The organism is Nocardioides sp. Root190 (genome assembly GCF_001428565.1).
Classification (GTDB): Bacteria; Actinomycetota; Actinomycetes; order Propionibacteriales; family Nocardioidaceae; genus Nocardioides.
In genome coordinates, this window is record NZ_LMIA01000001.1 from 473,257 (window position 1) to 488,660 (window position 15,404).

General features: G+C 71.4%; 19 protein-coding genes. 5 read left to right on the forward strand and 14 right to left on the reverse strand.

What is annotated here, in order from left to right; all coding sequences use genetic code 11:
* The first annotated feature begins 96 nt into the window (after window positions 1-96).
* Window positions 97-984, forward strand: a complete 888-nt coding sequence (locus ASE01_RS02260; RefSeq protein WP_056748369.1) for an oxygenase MpaB family protein — start codon at window positions 97-99, stop codon at window positions 982-984.
* Window positions 985-991: 7 nt separating this feature from the next.
* Here ASE01_RS02260 and ASE01_RS02265 read toward each other — a convergent pair whose 3' ends face one another.
* The 7 genes from ASE01_RS02265 to nth all read right to left on the reverse strand — a co-directional run bounded on the left by ASE01_RS02265 (window position 992) and on the right by nth (window position 6,961).
* Window positions 992-1,480 (reverse strand): hypothetical protein, encoded by a 489-nt coding sequence (locus tag ASE01_RS02265; RefSeq protein WP_056748371.1) that lies wholly within the window; start codon window positions 1,478-1,480, stop codon window positions 992-994.
* Window positions 1,481-1,531: 51 nt separating this feature from the next.
* Complete coding sequence (locus tag ASE01_RS02270) at window positions 1,532-2,308, reverse strand: enoyl-CoA hydratase/isomerase family protein (RefSeq protein ID WP_056748373.1); 777 nt, start codon at window positions 2,306-2,308, stop codon at window positions 1,532-1,534.
* A gap of 23 nt (window positions 2,309-2,331) precedes the next feature.
* Window positions 2,332-3,597 carry an acyl-CoA dehydrogenase family protein gene (locus tag ASE01_RS02275; protein ID WP_082605729.1) on the reverse strand — a complete coding sequence of 422 codons (1,266 nt, stop codon included), beginning with the start codon at window positions 3,595-3,597 and terminating at the stop codon, window positions 2,332-2,334.
* 73 nt (window positions 3,598-3,670) lie between these two features.
* Window positions 3,671-4,855 (reverse strand): MarP family serine protease, encoded by a 1,185-nt coding sequence (locus ASE01_RS02280; protein ID WP_056748375.1) that lies wholly within the window; start codon window positions 4,853-4,855, stop codon window positions 3,671-3,673.
* Complete coding sequence (locus ASE01_RS02285; protein WP_235535831.1) at window positions 4,852-5,622, reverse strand: NUDIX hydrolase; 771 nt, start codon at window positions 5,620-5,622, stop codon at window positions 4,852-4,854. Before ASE01_RS02285 ends, ASE01_RS02280 begins: the two co-directional genes overlap by 4 nt.
* The gene (locus tag ASE01_RS02290) at window positions 5,619-6,233 is read right to left on the reverse strand and encodes a TlpA family protein disulfide reductase (protein ID WP_056748376.1); all 615 of its coding nucleotides are present in this window, start codon (window positions 6,231-6,233) and stop codon (window positions 5,619-5,621) included. Before ASE01_RS02290 ends, ASE01_RS02285 begins: the two co-directional genes overlap by 4 nt.
* A complete protein-coding gene (gene nth, locus ASE01_RS02295; protein ID WP_056748377.1) occupies window positions 6,233-6,961 on the reverse strand; it encodes an endonuclease III in 729 nt (242 codons plus the stop codon). The genes ASE01_RS02290 and nth overlap by 1 nt, the downstream gene beginning before the upstream one ends.
* Window positions 6,962-7,176: 215 nt before the next feature.
* On the opposite strand from nth, the gene ASE01_RS02300 reads away from it, so the two are divergent.
* On the forward strand, window positions 7,177-7,797 hold the full coding sequence (locus tag ASE01_RS02300) for a Crp/Fnr family transcriptional regulator (RefSeq protein ID WP_200958745.1): 621 nt from the start codon (window positions 7,177-7,179) through the stop codon (window positions 7,795-7,797).
* A gap of 39 nt (window positions 7,798-7,836) precedes the next feature.
* Here the strand turns inward: ASE01_RS02300 and ASE01_RS02305 are convergent, their stop codons facing one another.
* The 6 genes from ASE01_RS02305 to ASE01_RS24905 all read right to left on the reverse strand — a co-directional run bounded on the left by ASE01_RS02305 (window position 7,837) and on the right by ASE01_RS24905 (window position 12,759).
* Entirely contained in the window at window positions 7,837-8,634 is a 798-nt protein-coding gene (locus ASE01_RS02305) for a helix-turn-helix domain-containing protein (protein WP_235535832.1), read from the reverse strand.
* A gap of 109 nt (window positions 8,635-8,743) precedes the next feature.
* On the reverse strand, window positions 8,744-10,366 hold the full coding sequence (locus tag ASE01_RS02310) for an HYR domain-containing protein (RefSeq protein WP_157537044.1): 1,623 nt from the start codon (window positions 10,364-10,366) through the stop codon (window positions 8,744-8,746).
* 75 nt (window positions 10,367-10,441) lie between these two features.
* Entirely contained in the window at window positions 10,442-11,263 is an 822-nt protein-coding gene (locus ASE01_RS02315) for an MBL fold metallo-hydrolase (protein ID WP_056748381.1), read from the reverse strand.
* A complete protein-coding gene (locus ASE01_RS02320; RefSeq protein ID WP_056748382.1) occupies window positions 11,263-12,111 on the reverse strand; it encodes an NUDIX hydrolase in 849 nt (282 codons plus the stop codon). Before ASE01_RS02320 ends, ASE01_RS02315 begins: the two co-directional genes overlap by 1 nt.
* Before the next feature lie 17 nt (window positions 12,112-12,128).
* Window positions 12,129-12,599 (reverse strand): RidA family protein, encoded by a 471-nt coding sequence (locus ASE01_RS02325; protein WP_056748383.1) that lies wholly within the window; start codon window positions 12,597-12,599, stop codon window positions 12,129-12,131.
* A gap of 4 nt (window positions 12,600-12,603) precedes the next feature.
* Window positions 12,604-12,759 (reverse strand): hypothetical protein, encoded by a 156-nt coding sequence (locus tag ASE01_RS24905; protein WP_200958717.1) that lies wholly within the window; start codon window positions 12,757-12,759, stop codon window positions 12,604-12,606.
* A 77-nt stretch (window positions 12,760-12,836) separates the two neighbouring features.
* Between ASE01_RS24905 and ASE01_RS02330 the strand changes: the two genes are divergently transcribed.
* Window positions 12,837-13,259, forward strand: coding sequence for a hypothetical protein (locus ASE01_RS02330; RefSeq protein WP_056748384.1), 423 nt, complete (start codon window positions 12,837-12,839; stop codon window positions 13,257-13,259).
* Window positions 13,260-13,271: 12 nt separating this feature from the next.
* Here ASE01_RS02330 and ASE01_RS24225 read toward each other — a convergent pair whose 3' ends face one another.
* On the reverse strand, window positions 13,272-13,424 hold the full coding sequence (locus tag ASE01_RS24225; RefSeq protein WP_157537045.1) for a hypothetical protein: 153 nt from the start codon (window positions 13,422-13,424) through the stop codon (window positions 13,272-13,274).
* Window positions 13,425-13,536: 112 nt separating this feature from the next.
* On the opposite strand from ASE01_RS24225, the gene ASE01_RS02335 reads away from it, so the two are divergent.
* Together ASE01_RS02335 and ASE01_RS02340 are read left to right on the forward strand one after the other, a co-directional pair.
* Window positions 13,537-14,697, forward strand: coding sequence for a sensor histidine kinase (locus ASE01_RS02335; protein WP_056748385.1), 1,161 nt, complete (start codon window positions 13,537-13,539; stop codon window positions 14,695-14,697).
* Window positions 14,694-15,377, forward strand: a complete 684-nt coding sequence (locus ASE01_RS02340; protein ID WP_056748386.1) for a response regulator — start codon at window positions 14,694-14,696, stop codon at window positions 15,375-15,377. Before ASE01_RS02335 ends, ASE01_RS02340 begins: the two co-directional genes overlap by 4 nt.
* The last annotated feature ends 27 nt before the right edge of the window (window positions 15,378-15,404 follow it).

Here is a 15,404-nt window from a genome sequence, read left to right on the forward strand (position 1 = left end):
TGGAACGCGTTCTAGAAAACTTGGCCCGCAGGAAGTGAGACAAAAGCGAGGATCCTTCATCTTTCGCCGGTCCTCGGACGGATCTAGGCTCACGTCATGGCCAAGACGCTCTGGCGGGACCGCAACGACGCGCTCGATCCCGAGACCGACTACGTCGAGATCTACCAGAACCTCGCGCTCTACGAGTTCACCTGGGACTTCACCCAGTCGCTGAGCTTCGCGTTGTTCCGTACCTACGCCGTCCCGAGCATCGGCCGCCTGTTGTACGAGACGGGCGCCTTCACCGGCCAGGTGCAGAAGAGGTACGACGACACCGCGCTCCTGCTCGAGGCGCCCTTCGTCCACGGCCTCGACAGCGACGCCGGGAAGACCGCGATCCGCCGGATCAACCAGATGCACCGGGCCTACGACATCAGCAACGAGGACTTCCTCTACGTGCTGGCCACCTTCGTCGTGGTCCCCAAGCGCTGGCTCGACGACCACGGCTGGCGGCAGCTCACCGACAACGAGCTGCGCGCCACCGTGAACTACTACCGGGCGCTCGGTCGCCGCATGGCCATCAAGGACATCCCGGAGACCTACGACGAGTTCATGCACCTGATGGACGACTACGAGCGCGCCCACTTCGACTTCGACGCGGGCGGGCGCCAGGTCGCCGACTCCACGCTCGCGCTGATGACGACGTTCTACCCGCGCGTGCTGCGCAAGCCGGTCGCACTGTTCAGCCGTGCCCTGATGGACAAGCCGCTCCTGGACGCCTTCGCCTACGTCGAGCCGCCGGCCGTCGTACGACGGGCGAGCCTGCTCGCCATGCGCCTGCGGGCGCGGGCACTGCGCCACACCCCGTCACCACGGCGGCCCACCTTCATCGCCGACCTGCCGCGGGTCAAGAGCTATCCGCACGGCTACGCGCTGGGCGCGCTCGGGACGCTCCCGACGCCGGGCGTCGCCGGGTGTCCGGTGCGCCACACCGCCGACGCCTGAGCAGCGGCTACTGGACGATGATCGTGGCGGTCGCGCCGGAGATGTCCTCCTCGACGGAGTACCGGCCGGCGGCGTCGAAGCGGTAGTACTCCTTGAGCCCACCGCTGATGGTGACGCCGTCGAGCCCACCGACCTCGACGGCATAGGTGCCGCCGTCACCGGCGACGAACTCGACGGTCTGGCCGACGGAGACCGTCAGCTCGGACTGGTCGAACTCGCCGGACCCGAGCTGCTCCTCGCCGCCGCTGAAGGTCAGCGTGGCGTCGCCGGGGCCGTCGGTGAAGACCGGAGGTACGGCGGGTGCGTCGTCGCCGTCCGAGTCACCCGAGTCGTCCGAGTCACCCGAGTCACCCGAGTCGTCCGCGTCGTCCGGCGTCGGCGACGCGCTGCTGTCGTCGGCCGATCCACCCCCGCCGTCGGAGTCGTCACCGCACCCGGTCAGACCGAGGGTGAGGAGCAGGAGGGCAAGGAGCATCGATGCAGCAGCGCGGGTCACCCCCGCAAACTAGCGCTCGACGGAGGGCGCCGCAGTAGGGATCCGATGTGTTCAGGCGCCGAAGCTCGCGGCACGCTTCTCCACGAACGCCGCCACACCCTCGCGACCGTCGGGCGATCCCGCGAGCTCGCGGATGGAGAGCGACTCCTTGCGCAGCGCGGTCTCCGGGGCCGGGGCCACCACGTCGCGGAGCAGGCGCTTCGCGGCGGCGTTGGCCGTGGCCGAGCCGGAGGACAGCGTCGCGACGACCTGGTCGACGGTTGCTGCGAGCTCGTCGGCGGGCACGACCCGGGCGACCAGACCAGCAGCGAGGGCCTCCTGGGCGGTGAGCAGGTCACCCAGGATCGCCAGGCGAAGCGCCCGGTGCAGGCCGAGCGTGTGCACGAGCAGCGAGCTTCCACCGTCCGGCGACAGACCGACCTTCGTGTAGGCGAGGCTGAACTTGGCCGAGTCCACGGCGATCACGATGTCGGCGACAGCGGCGAGCGGGAAGCCCGCGCCGGCCGCCGTGCCCTGGACGACGCTGACCACGATCGCCTCGGAGCGCATCAGCTCGCTGACGACCCGGTGCAGCGACTCCGCGAGGTCGTCGATGAAGACCTGGACGTCGTCGGCGCCTGCGAAGCCGCCGAGGTCGCCTCCCACCGAGAAGAAGCGGCCCTCGGCCGCGAGCACGATCACCCGGGCGGCGTCACGGTGCGCGGCGCGTACGGCGGTGTGCAGCTGCGCGACGGACTCGTGGTGCACCGGGTTGCCCCGGTCGCCGTTGGCCAAGGTGATCCGGGCGACCCCGGCGTCGTACTCGTAGCGGACGAACTGCTCAGACATGTGGATCCTTCGGGTCGAACGGGTCAGCGGAACTGGTCGTGCAGGGACGGGGGCAGCTCGAAGAGCGGGTCGCGGGTCAGCTCGGCGCGGCCCAGCGTGGTCAGGTGCGCCTCGTCAGGCCCGTCGAAGAGCCGCATCGCACGGTGCCAGCCGTACAGCGCCGCGAGCGGCGTCGCGTCGCTGACACCGGCGGCGCCGTGGAGCTGGATGGACCGGTCGATCACGGACAGGACGGCCCGCGGTACGGCGACCTTGGCGGCCGCGATGAGGTGCCGGGCGGCCTTGTTGCCCTCGGCGTCGACCGTGTACGCCGCCCGGTGGCACAGCGCGCGCGCCTGCTCCAGCTCGATGCGCGACTCCGCGATCTTCTCCCTCACGGCCGACTGCTCGGCGAGCAGGCCACCGAAGGCGGTGCGCGTCTTGGCCCGCTCGACCATCATCGCCAGCGCCCGCTCCCCCGCACCCAGCGCGCGCATGACGTGGTGGATGCGCCCCGGGCCGAGTCGCGCCTGGGCTGCTGCGAAGCCGCCGCCCTCCTCGCCGAGCAGGTTGGCGAGCGGGATCCGGACGTCGGTGAACTCGATGACGCAGTGACCGTGCTGGTCCTGGTGGCCGAAGACCGGGTAGGACCGCTTGATCTCGACGCCTGGAGTGTCGGCCGGGACGATCACCATCGACTGCTGGCGGTGGGTCGCCGCCGTGGGATCGGTCTTGCCCATCACGATCAGGACCTTGCAGCGCGGGTCGGCAGCACCGGTGATCCACCACTTGCGGCCGTTGATGACGTACTCGTCGCCGTCGCGCTCGATGCGGGTCTCGATGTTGGTCGCGTCGGAGGAGGCCACGGCGGGCTCCGTCATCGCGAACGCGGACCGGATCCGGCCCTCCAGGAGGGGCTCCAGCCACTCCGCCTGCTGCGCCTCGGTGCCGACCAGGTGGAGCAGCTCCATGTTGCCGGTGTCGGGGGCGGCGCAGTTGGTGGCCTCCGGGGCGATCTCGAGGCTCCAGCCGGTGAGCTCGGCGATCGGGGCGTACTCCAGCTGGGTGAGCCCGGAGTCGTGCGGCAGGAAGAGGTTCCACAGGCCGCGCTCACGGGCCTTGACCTTGAGCTCCTCGACGACCGGTGGGACCGAGTGGTCGTCGTGGCCGCGCTCCTGTCGGAACCTGGCGTAGGACTCCTCGGCAGGGAACACCTCGGTGGCGAGGAAGTCCTTCATCTCCTCGAACAGGGCCACGGCCCTGTCACTGGGAGCGGGAAAGGCGGGGTACATCGCGGAGGACCCGGTCATGGGACCACTATCGCGCACCGGGGGTGCGGCCGCGGCGGCGGTCCGCGGCGGGTGTCCGAATCCCCCTGCAGTGCTACGCAGCGCAGTCGCCGGTGTCGACCTCGGAGCCGTCGGTGCCGGCGGCGGTGCCCCGGCGGGCGCTGTCGCCGACCTGCTTGGCGGTCAACGCGTAGCCGGTCTCCGGGTCGGTGACCGAGGCGGCGAACACGACGCCGGCGACCTTGCCCTGCGGGGTGATGATCGGTCCGCCGGAGTTGCCGGGTCGGACCAGGCCGCGCAGGGAGAAGACCTCGCGTACGACGGTGCCGGAGCCGTAGATGTCCGGTGAGCGCAGGTTCTGCATGGCGCGGATGCGGCCGGTCTGCACGTCGAACGGACCGTCCTGCGGGTAGCCGACGATGGCGACCGGATCCTCTGCTCCCGACTCCTTGTCGAAGGCCAGGACGGGGACGTCACCGGTGTCCAGGGCGAGGACGGCGATGTCGAGCTCACGGTCGTAGAGCACGACCCGCGCGAGCTCGGTTCCGCCACCGATGCTGACCTCGGGGTCGTCGACGCCTGCCACCACGTGGGCGTTGGTCATCACGCGGTCCTCGGCGAAGACGAAGCCGGTGCCCTCGACCCCACGGCCGCACTGGTTGGCCCCGCGGATCTTGACCACGCTCGGACGCACCTTGCGGATCGCGGCGGACTTCGGGAGCTCGGACGGGCCGGGCTCGACCTCGACGATCTGCTCGGGCGCGAAGGGCTCGAGGTAACGCGGGAAGAACCCCGTGCCGACGACGTTGTTGAAGGCCTGGAGCGCGTTCGGCGCCGAGGAGGGCAGCGCGTCGTTGACCTTGGCGAGGACGGCCGAGCTGCGCACGAGGGAGGTGACCGAGCCGATCCGCGTGCCGCTGATCGCCACACCCAGTGCCCACGCGACGAGCAGGACGGCGAGCGCGCTCAGCAGGGCGCCACCGATGGCGTCGAGGGCCCTTGCGGGCTGCCAGGTGATGCGCTCACGGACCCGCGCGCCGGCGTACTGCAGCAGGGCCTGGCCCAGGGACGCGCACAGGATGACGACGAAGAGGGCGCCCAGGGAGACCGCGAGCGACGGGTCGAGGCTGCCCAGCAGCACCGGCGCGAGGAAGATGCCGCCGAGCCCGCCGAGGAGCAGCCCGATCGTCGCGAAGGCCCCGGTGACGAACCCCTGCCAGTAGCCCGAGAGGGCGTAGGCCAGCACGAGGAGGACGAGCAGCCAGTCGAGGACGTTCACGCGTCACGCCCGGACGCTGCCGCCTCGTTGGGTTCCAGGAGATCCATGCCGTCGTCCCCCGCCTGCCGGTCCGTGCGGGCGGTCCGCTGGACGTACTCGGCGAGCATGTAGTCGGGGAGATCATGCACCGGCGGGTCCTCCACTGGTGGGAGCCACCCGAGGAAGTCGAAGAATCGGGTCAGGATCCCCCCGGTGAAGCCCCACAGGATCACGTCCTTGTCCGGGCCGATCAGGAAGCCGGGGCCGTTCCAGCCACCCGGATGGCGCACCTGGACGCGGTGCTCCGCGGCGAAGAGCTCCTCGAGGGTGACCCGGTGGATGGCGTGCACCTCGTCGGGCGAGGCGACCCGGATCGGACCCGGGTCACGCCACCAGCCCAGCACCGGCGTCACCGCGAAGTTGGACGGCGGCAACCACAGCTCGGGCAGCGTGCCGATGACCTCGACCCCGGCGGGATCGACGCCGATCTCCTCCTCCGCCTCCCGCAGGGCCGCCTCGACCGGGGTCTCCCCCGGGTCGATCGATCCGCCCGGGAAGGAGACCTGGCCGGGGTGGGAGCGCATGTCGTGGGCGCGCTCGGTCAGCAGGACGTCGTGGTCGCCGAACAGCATGAGGACGGCGCCGCGGCGCACCGGCCGGCCCTTGGGCGGCAGGAAGGCGGTCAGGTCGTGCCCACTGATCGAGCGGGCGCCGTCGACGACGGGCACGAGCCAGTCGGGCAGGCCGTCGGGCAGGTGGTCCGACAACCCCGGGGACAGGTCGTTCACGACGCCTCCCCTGGAGCGGGCAGGTCGAGGTCGAGGAGCTCCTCGGACATCGTCACGATCTCCTCCAGCGAGTCGATCCCTCCGGGCTTCTGCTCGACCGACCCATCGGCCTTGACGAACACGAAGACGGGCAACCCGGTGATGACGAGGTCGCTGCCCTGCAACGCACCGCAGGCGTCAGCAGCCGAGGGATAGGTGACACCCTTCAGCCGCGCGAAGTCGATCGCTGCGCCGGGGTAGGTGTCCTGGAAGTTCACGCCGATCAGGCTCACCTGCTTGGCGTACTGCTCGTGGAACTGCTGCAGGACCGGCATCTCCTCCCGGCACGGCCCACAGGTCGTCGACCAGAAGTTGATGACGGCCGGTCCCTGCACCTGGGACAGCGACATCGACTCGGTGCTGCCGAGACAGTGCAGCGAGATGTCGGGGAGCTCTGCGGAGGCGTCGACCAGCGGGAGGTCGGTGCAGTCGGCGATCCCGGCCGCTTCCCGGTCCCGGACGAGATCGGGGGTGTCGACCTCGACCTTGCAGGACAGCGCGGGCGCCGTCGCATCGCACGAGGTGAGCAGGACGGTGATCGCAGCGAGGCCGGCGGCCCGCACTCCGCGCATCAGTTGGGTCCCTCGGTCCGCACCAGCTTCTCGGCCTCGACGGCGTCCGTCGGACCGGTGCCGTACGACGGGCACCAGCGCGCGACCGGACAGGCGCCGCACGCGGGCTTCTTGGCGTGGCAGCGCCGGCGGCCGTGCCAGATCACGTGGTGGGAGAGCATCGTCCAGTCCTGCCGGGGGAACAGCGCCCCGATGGCGTGCTCGACCTTGACCGGGTCGGTCTCCTCGGTCCAGCCCATTCGGCGCACGAGGCGGCCGAAGTGGGTGTCGACGGTGATGCCGGGCAGGTCGAAGGCGTTGCCGAGCACGACGTTGGCCGTCTTGCGGCCCACGCCGGGCAGCGTGACGAGGTCCTCGAGGCGACCGGGCACCTGGCCGTCGTAGCGCTCGACGAGAGCGGCGCTCAGCTTCAGCAGCGACTCGGTCTTGGCCCGGAAGAAGCCGAGCGGCCCCACGATCTGCTCGAGGTGGGCGCGATCGGCCGCCGCCATCGACGGCGGGTCGGGATAGGCCGCGAACAGCGTCGGACGCACCAGGTTGACCCGCTTGTCGGTGGTCTGCGCGGACAGCACGGTCACGACCAGGCACTGGAACGCGTCGTCGAAGTCGAGCTCGGCCTTGGCGTCCGGATAGGTCTCGGCGAGCACCCGATTGATCTTGCGGGCCCGCCTGACCAACTGCGTCGGGGTCTCCTCGTCGACCTCGATGGTCTGCCTGATCTCCCGCACGGGGTCAGCCTACGGGGGAGCATCGACAGTCCACGGCCGCGCGTTGCGTTAGGTGTGAGATCACCCACTGGCTAGGATGCCTGCCGAGCGTGTCGTGTCCTCCAATCCCGTCCCGGGGGCGGTCGCGACGCTGATGCAACAACCGACTTGGAGGAAGCGTGGACAACGACGTACTCCGTCAGGCGCCACTGTTCAGTGCCCTCGACGACGAGGCCATGGCAGCGCTGCGCACGTCGCTGGCCACCACGCGGCTGCGCCGCGGTGAGGTGCTGTTCCACGAGGGCGACAGCGGCGACAAGCTGTACGTCGTCCTCGAGGGCAAGGTGAAGCTCGGCCGCACCTCCTCGGACGGCCGCGAGAACCTCTTGGCGATCATGGGCCCCGGACAGATGTTCGGCGAGCTCTCCCTGTTCGACCCGGGCCCGCGCTCGGCGACCGTCACTGCCGTGACCGACGCCGAGTTCGCGTCGCTTTCGCACGAGGACCTGCTGCGCTGGCTCGAGGGACGCCCGATGGTGGCCCGCGGTCTGCTGACCCAGCTGGCCGGTCGGCTCCGCAAGGCCAACGACGTGGTCGCCGACCTGGTGTTCTCCGACGTCCCCGGACGCGTGGCCAAGGCGCTGCTCGACCTCGCCGAGCGGTTCGGCCGCACCGCCGACGACGGCGTCCACGTGCACCACGACCTCACCCAGGAGGAGCTCGCCCAGCTGGTCGGCGCCTCCCGCGAGACGGTCAACAAGGCACTGGCCGACTTCGCGTCGCGTGGCTGGCTGCGCCTGGAGCCCCGCTCGGTCGTGATCCTCGACATGGAGCGGATGGGCCGCCGCGCCCGCTGATCCCACGCACCACCCGACGACGGGTGCGTCCGTCACCGCTCACGCGGTGGCCGGCGCACCCGTCGTTGCGTCGGGGCCCGCTGCTGCCTGGAGGTAGGCCCGGGTGGCGTCGTCGGCGGGGTAGAACGCCTCGATGGCGAGCTCGGAGAGGGTGACCTCCCGGGGCGTGCCGAACACCGTGGTCGTCGTGATGCAGGACAGGACCGCGCCGTCGGGCATCCGCAGCTGCAGCGGCACCACGAGCGCAGCGGACTGCACCGGCTCGACACCGTCGCCGACGACCTCCGCGAGGAGCGCGCGGGTCGCCTCGTCGCCGGTCGCGTCGTGCTCGCGACGAAGGCGTTCGGCGAGATGGGCCCGCCATTCGGCCAGGTTGAGGATCCGCGGAGCCAGGGCGCGCGGGTGGACCGAGAGCCGGATGACGTTGATCGGGGGCTCCAGCAGGTCCTCGTCGATGCCCGCCATGAAGGCGTAGGCGGCGTCATTGGCGGCGACCAGGTCCCAGTGGCGGTCCACGACGAGGGCCGGGTAGGGATGGTGCCCGCGCAGGATGGTCTCCAGGGCGGCGTTCGCCTCGGCCATCGGCGGATCGCTCAACTGGTGCTCGGGATGCGCCGGGGCGTGGCCCGCGGCGAGCAGCAGCTGGTTCTGCTCCCGCAGCGGCACCTCCAGGTGGTCGCACAGGCGCATCACCATGGTGCTGGTGGGCCGGGAGCGACCTGTCTCGATCCAGCTCAGGTGCCGCGTCGAGACGTCGGCGCGGCCGGCCAGCTCGAGCTGGGAGAGGTGGCGGCGCTGTCGCCACTCGCGGATCAGGACTCCGGCGGTCGTGTTCACGTTGGCCAAACTAGCGATGGAAGCACCGCAGGGACATGACCTCCGAGGTCATGTCCCTGCGGCCCTCGCTCAGAGCGAGTGCAGTGCCACTGCGTGGAACCTGGTGGGGTCAGGCGCGACGCCGCAGCACCAGCGCTGCGCCAGCCGCCAGCAGGAGGCTGGCGAGCAGGAACGGAGCCATCAGGGACGGCGCACCGGTGTCCGGCAGGGCCTCGGGAACGCTGTCCCCGCCCTGGCCGCCGGCGCCCTCGTCCTCGCCGCCGACCTCACTCAGCTCGTTCACCGTGACGGTGAACGAGTCGGTGCTGACCGCGGCCCGCAGTCCACGCAGGACGATGATCTCGTCCGTTGCGCTGCAGGTGACCTCGGTGACGCCGATCGGGAAGGTGCTCCCCGATGCCGGCGAGCAGGTCACCGGAACGGGTCCGGCAACCAGGTCGAACGCCGTGGCCTCGAACTCGACGGCGGCACCGTCGGTGTCGGTCGCGTCGACGACGATGTCGTCGGGCAGGTCCAGGATCGGTCCGGTGGTGTCGACGACCGAGACCAGGAAGGTGTCGGTGGCCGCGCCGTCCCAGCTGTCGACGACCTCGCAACGGAGCTCGTGCTCACCCAGCGGCAGGGTCGAACCCGAGGTCACGGGCGCGCCGAGCTCGCCGTCCCACAGGCGGCAGACCGGCAGCAGCGGGGTGCCGACGAAGTCAGAACCCGTCGCGACGAAGTCGACCGGAGCACCCGTGGGGCCGGTGGCTTCGAGCACGATGTCAGCAGGCGCGACCACGGTGGGCAACGGCGCGGTGACGGTGACGTCGAAGCTGTCACTCGCAACGACGTCGCGGGAGTTCTCGACCTCGCAGGTCACGGTCGTGGTGCCGATGGGGAAGACGTCCCCGGAGGCCACGGCGACGTCGCCCGGCTTGGTGCACGACACCGGCAGCACGCCGTCGATGACGTCGGTGCCGCTGACCGCGAAGGTGGCCGGCGCGCCGGAGGCGTCGACGGCGACCTCGGTGATGTCAGCGGGGACCGTCACGACGGGCAGCGGGTCGGTGACCTCGATGGTGAAGCGGTGGAACTTGAAGCTGAAGATGTTCGCCAGGGAGAACGGCGCCCAGAGGCAGGCTCCGAAGTAGGACCCGACCGGCAGCTCCTCGGTGACCGAGAGGGACGTGCCGAGGGTGTAGCCGACGAAGTCCAGCTCACCGAACTGGAAGACCGAGTCGACGTACACGTCGCTGATCGCGCAGGCGCCCACGACGACCGGGGCGTCGCTCCAGCCTCCACTGATGGAGAACTCGATCGGCACGTCGGCGCCGGCGGCGCTGGTGGCCTCCTCGACGATCGTGGAGTTGCCGGACACGACGACCGGGCCGGCAGCAGTCTGCGGGCCGTCGGGGCGACCGGGCTCAGTCGGCGGGGCCACCTCGTCCTCGACGGGGGCCTCGGCGTCGTCCTCCTCGGGAGCGGCTTCCTGCTCCTGCGGGGCCGACTCGTCCTCGGCCGGGGCGGGCTCGGGCGCGGGGGCCGGCTCCGGCTCCGGGGCGGGGGCGGGCTCCGGCTCGGGAGCCGGCTCGGGGGCGGGCTCCGGCTCGGGAGCCGGCGTGGACTCGACGGGCGCGCCGGTTCCGGCGTCGTCAGCGAGTGCGGTGCTGGGAGTCAGGGCGCCGAGCAGCACGAAGGCTGCCGCCGCCAGGGCGGTCGAGGTACGGAATTTTCGGATGGGGGGGAGCATCCGTCCACTGGACCAGAACCCTCGCCAAAAATCTGGAGAACGGCACAGTCTTTACCAGAAAAGACAACCCTCGGATCAGCGGACGGCGAGGTAGGCGAGCTGGGCGCGCACCGACCACTCGGCCGCACCCCACAACGACTCGTCGACGTCGGCGTACACGACCTCGACCACCTTGCGTGCCAGCTCGGGGTCCTCCGCGACGTCGGGGCGCAGCTGCGTCGGCGTCAGACCCAGCCGGCCGAGCGCGGCCTCCACCTGGGCGAGGCGCTCGCGACGGTGCACGACGTAGTGGTCGAGGACGGCGGCGCCGTCCTCGAGGACCGGGCCGTGCGCCGGCCACAGGGTCTGTGCGCGGCCCTCGGTGACCAGGGAGCGCATCCGTGCGATCGAGTCGAAGTAGGAGCCGAGCTCGCCGTCGGGGTGGACGATGACGGTCGTCCCGCGACCGAGCACCATGTCGCCCGTGAGCAGGGCCCGGTCTGCCTCGACGAGGAAGGACACCGAGTCCGTCGTGTGGCCCGGCGTCGCGACCACCTCGACCTCGAGGCCGCCCACGGACAGCAGCTCACCGTCGGTCAACGGGTCCGCGCGCCAGCACTGTGCGGGATCGAGGCCGCGCACGCCGCAGCCCATCCGCTCCGCGAAGGACGTCGCCGCCTCGGTGTGGTCGTGGTGGTGATGGGTGACCACGACCTGGTCGACCTCACCGGCAACGGCAGCCACGGCATCGAGGTGGTCGTCGTGCAGGGGACCGGGATCCACCACGATCGAGCGACCCGACCCGGGCTCCCGCAGGATCCAGGTGTTCGTCCCGTCGAGCGTCATGATCCCGGGGTTGGGCGCGAGCACGCAGCGGCCGCGAGCGCCGTACGCCCCGCCGTGCCACGCGGTGGTCATCAGGACCTCCGGGCCGCCACCAGGGGCCGCAGGCCCTCCGGCATCGACAGCGTGAAGCCGTCGCCGAGCGGCTCGACCTCGGGCGTGAACATGTCCACGGTCCGGTCCGCAGCAGCGTCGAGGACGGCGTCGACGTCACCGATGGTGCCGATCTCGAGGCAGGTGAGGTACGTCGGCGGGAGCATCGCGAGGTCGCCGAGGTCGGCCTGGTCCGCAGCGTCGATCGCCCGGAGCCAGACGACCTCGGAGGACTCGGTCGACACGTCGCGGGTGATCTGGCCCTCGGGCAAACGGGCCACGAAGAACCAGGTCCGGTAGCGCTTCGGCTCGAAGACCGGTGTCAGCCAGCCGCTCCAGATGCCGAGCAGGTCGGTGCGCAGCACGAGGCCGCGGCGGTCGAGGAAGTCGGTCAGCGCGAGCTCACGCGACTCGAGTGCGACCCGGTCGGTCTCCCAGTCCTCGGCCGTCGTGTCCGCGACGACGTCGTCGACCGAGGTGCCGGCGAGCAGCACCCCCGACTCCTCGAAGGTCTCGCGCACGGCGGCGCAGACGAGTGCGCGGGCGACGTCCTCGGTGGTGCCGAGCCGGGCCGCCCACTCGGCCGGCGTCGGACCGGCCCAGGCGACCTCGTGGTCGTAGTCGCGGGGATCGACCCCGCCGCCCGGGAACACGCACATGCCCCCGGCGAAGTCCATGGTGACCTGGCGGCGCAGGAGGTAGACCTCGGGCGCTCCGTCGACACCGGGCCGTTGCAGGACGACGGTCGCCGCATCGCGGGGCTCGGCGGCCGTCCGGGTGCCGTCGGCGTACTCGCGGGCCACCTCGGCCAGGTGGTCCGGCAGCGCCACGGGGGGCAACGGGATCCTCACGACGCCGTCCCGACGACCTCGGCGACGACCTCGACCTCGACGGTCGCGTCCAGCGGCAGCGCCGCGACACCGACGGCGGAGCGGGCGTGGACGCCGGCCTCGCCGAAGACCTGACCGAGGAGCTCCGAGGCGCCGTTGGCGACCGCGGGCTGGCCGGTGAAGTCAGGGGTGGAGGCCACGAAGACGACGACCTTCAGGATGCGGACACCCTCGAGCGTGCCGGTGACCGAACGGATCGCGGCGATCGCGTTGAGCGCGCACTGGCGCGCACACTCCGTCGCCTGTTCGGGCGTGGCGGTGTCGCCGACCTTCCCCGTCGCGACGAGGCTGCCCTCGCGCATGGGGATCTGGCCCGCGGTGTAGACCATCGCGCCACTGCGGACCGCGGGAACGTAGGCCGCCACCGGGGGTACGACGTCCGGGACGCTCAGTCCGAGCTCGGCCAGCCGCTGCTCCGGGGTGGCCATCTAATCAGGCCTCGACCGGACGCTTGAAGTAGGCGATGTCGTTGCCGCTCTGGCCCGGGATCAGGGTGACGAGCTCCCAGCCGTCCTGCCCGAAGTTGTTGAGGATCTGCGCCGCGACATGGTTGAGGACGGGCGCCACCTGGTACTCCCACTTGGTCATACCGGCACCCTACTCAGCCACGCCGAGGACCGCCCCCGGGTCCTGGCCGTGTGGCCTGGGTCACAGGTTGTGCGACGATGCCCGACGTGAGTCTCGACAACGCCGTCTGGCTACTGACCGGACTGGCCGCGGTCGTCATCCTCCTGACCAGGATGCGACTGTCCTCGGAACAGTCCCAGGCGGGCCATGCGCTCGTCCCCCACGCCGTCGTCAACGCCCACAGCATCGTCGGCGTGGGCGCTCTGGGCGTCTGGATCGCCTACCTCACCTCACCGGGCGGCACGCTCGGCGCCACCGCCCTGGGCCTGTGGTGGATCGAGGTCGCGCTGGGGATCTTGATCCTGCTCCGGTGGATGTCCGGTTCGGGCAGGCACGCCACCGCCACGACCGGCGACAGCTGGGGCGAAGGGCCCTCCCTGTCGATCCTCGGGCACGTCGGGATGCTGCTCGGGGTCGGCTTCTTCACCTGGGTCGTGCTCGCCGAGAAGATCTCGGGCTGAACCGACCGGCGCTCAGCCGTACCTGTTCACGACCCACAACAGCTCGCGGTAGTCGTCGTCGTACTCCGGCGGCGGCGGATCGACGTCCTGCGAGGTGCGCAGCGTGGCGGGGTCCACCGGCGGGGGCAGGTGCCTGAACTGCGCGCCGCGAGGCTGCTCGGCCATGGCGACTCCTTCCGACCCCTCGAGCCTACGCCGCTCTCCGTCCGCCCGGGGTCTGATCGGCGTCCACCCGTGGTCTGACGTGTGCCGTCCTCATCCCCTCTACGGTGGTGGGATGGCTCGACCGGACCGGCAACCCCTGCGCCTGGGTCCCCGCGCTGAGCGCTGGTTCGACCTCGGCCTCACCGGTTTCCTGCTGCTGCCCGTCCCGGTGTTCGCCCTGTACGGCGACCTGCTCCCGGCCGCGCTCATGCTCGTCCAGATCGCGCCGCTCGCCGCGCGGCGTCGCCACCCGATCGCGGTGTTCGCCGTCGTCGCCGCCGCGAGCGCCGCGCAGGCCCTGCTGCACGACGAGCCGCTGTGGTCCCAGCTGGCGTTCCCGATCGCGACCTACTCGGTGGCCAGGTTCAGCACCACCGCATGGAGTGCAGCCGCCCTCGGCACCGGACTCGTCGCAGCCGCCGTCGCGGCGGTCGTCTGGTTGCGGGGCTTCGACGTCGAGGAGCTCACGTTCATGACCTTCTCGGCCTACTTCGTGCCTGTCTCGCTGTTCGTGCTGGTCGCCTGGGCGCTGGGCACGCTCGGCCGCGTCCGGCAGGCGTACGTCGACGCGCTCGTCGAGCGCGGGGAGCGGCTCCAGCACGAGGCGGTGCAACAGGCCGCACTCGCGGCGCTCGAGGAGCGCCAGCGGATCGCCCGCGAGATGCACGACGTGGTCGCCCACGGGCTCACCACCATCGTGGTGCAGGCGGAAGGAGCCAGGGCCGCTGCCACGCACGACCCCGCGCTCGTCGTACCCACCCTCGCCACGATCGCGTCGACCGGACGGGAGGCGATGGCGGAGATGAGGCGGATGCTCGGCCTGCTGCGAGCCGAGGAGGCCGCCACGACTCCGCAGCCACGTCTGGCCGACCTCGCCACACTCGTGGACGAGGTCCGCAGCGCCGGAACGCCCGTCGACCTCGACCTGCCGGATCCCGACGAGCCGTTGTCCGACGGCGTGGCGCTGACGGCGTACCGCGTCGTGCAGGAGTCGCTCACCAACGTCCGCAAGCACGCCGGGCGCGGAGCCCGGGCCCGGGTCAGGCTCCGGTTCGCGAACGACGCGGTGGAGCTCGAGGTCCTCGACGACGGTCGGGGCGCGGCATCATCCGGCGACGGCAGCGGCCTCGGTCTGACCGGCATGCGCGAGCGGGTCGGCTCCCACGGCGGCGACCTGCACGCCGGTCCGGCCCCGGGCGGCGGCTTCCGGGTGTGCGCGAGGATCCCCCGATGACCAGTCCCGCGCCCCGCGCCCCGATCCGGGTGTTCCTCGTCGACGACCAGGAGCTGGTCCGCGCCGGGTTCCGGATGCTCGTCGACGCCCAACCCGACCTGTCGGTCGTCGGTGAGGCCGGGGACGGCGCCGAGGCCCTGGAGCGACTGGCCGTCACGGCCTGCGACGTCGTGCTCATGGACGTGCGCATGCCCCGGGTCGACGGCGTCGAGGCGACCCGGCGCCTGCTGGAGCGACCCGGTGCACCGCAGGTCATCGTGCTGACCACCTTCGACCTCGACGAGTACGCCTTCGCCGCGATCCGCGCCGGCGCGGCGGCCTTCCTGCTCAAGGACGCCACCCCCGAGGTGCTCCTCGGCGCCGTGCGCACCGTCCACGAGGGCGAGTCCGTCGTGGCGCCGAGCACGACCCGCCGCCTGCTCGAGCACTTCGCCAGCGCCCTGCCCGACCCCGCGGGACCCTCGCCGGACCAGCGGCTCGTCTCCCTGACCGAGCGCGAGCGCGAGACCCTGGTCCTCGTGGGCCGCGGGCTCTCGAACACCGAGATCGCCTCCGAGTTCGTCGTGTCCGAGGCGACCGTCAAGACCCACGTCGGGCGCCTGCTCGCCAAGACGGGGTCGCGCGACCGGGTCCGGCTGGTGGTGCTCGCCCACGAGACCGGGCTCGCCCCCGGCGCCTGAACGACCTGCAGCTGCGGCGGGTCCACC

Bases quoted from the DNA above. Each gene is read 5' to 3' on its own strand.
- ASE01_RS02260 (WP_056748369.1), top strand. From the start codon at position 97: ATGGCCAAGACGCTCTGGCGGGACCGCAACGACGCGCTCGATCCCGAG.
- ASE01_RS02270 (WP_056748373.1), bottom strand. From the start codon at position 2,308: ATGTCTGAGCAGTTCGTCCGCTACGAGTACGACGCCGGGGTCGCCCGG.
- ASE01_RS02275 (WP_082605729.1), bottom strand. From the start codon at position 3,597: ATGACCGGGTCCTCCGCGATGTACCCCGCCTTTCCCGCTCCCAGTGAC.
- ASE01_RS02290 (WP_056748376.1), bottom strand. From the start codon at position 6,233: ATGCGCGGAGTGCGGGCCGCCGGCCTCGCTGCGATCACCGTCCTGCTC.
- ASE01_RS02300 (WP_200958745.1), top strand. From the start codon at position 7,177: ATGGCAGCGCTGCGCACGTCGCTGGCCACCACGCGGCTGCGCCGCGGT.
- ASE01_RS02310 (WP_157537044.1), bottom strand. From the start codon at position 10,366: ATGCTCCCCCCCATCCGAAAATTCCGTACCTCGACCGCCCTGGCGGCG.
- ASE01_RS02315 (WP_056748381.1), bottom strand. From the start codon at position 11,263: ATGACCACCGCGTGGCACGGCGGGGCGTACGGCGCTCGCGGCCGCTGC.
- ASE01_RS02325 (WP_056748383.1), bottom strand. From the start codon at position 12,599: ATGGCCACCCCGGAGCAGCGGCTGGCCGAGCTCGGACTGAGCGTCCCG.
- ASE01_RS24905 (WP_200958717.1), bottom strand. From the start codon at position 12,759: ATGACCAAGTGGGAGTACCAGGTGGCGCCCGTCCTCAACCATGTCGCG.
- ASE01_RS02330 (WP_056748384.1), top strand. From the start codon at position 12,837: ATGCCCGACGTGAGTCTCGACAACGCCGTCTGGCTACTGACCGGACTG.
- ASE01_RS24225 (WP_157537045.1), bottom strand. From the start codon at position 13,424: ATGGCCGAGCAGCCTCGCGGCGCGCAGTTCAGGCACCTGCCCCCGCCG.
- ASE01_RS02335 (WP_056748385.1), top strand. From the start codon at position 13,537: ATGGCTCGACCGGACCGGCAACCCCTGCGCCTGGGTCCCCGCGCTGAG.
- ASE01_RS02340 (WP_056748386.1), top strand. From the start codon at position 14,694: ATGACCAGTCCCGCGCCCCGCGCCCCGATCCGGGTGTTCCTCGTCGAC.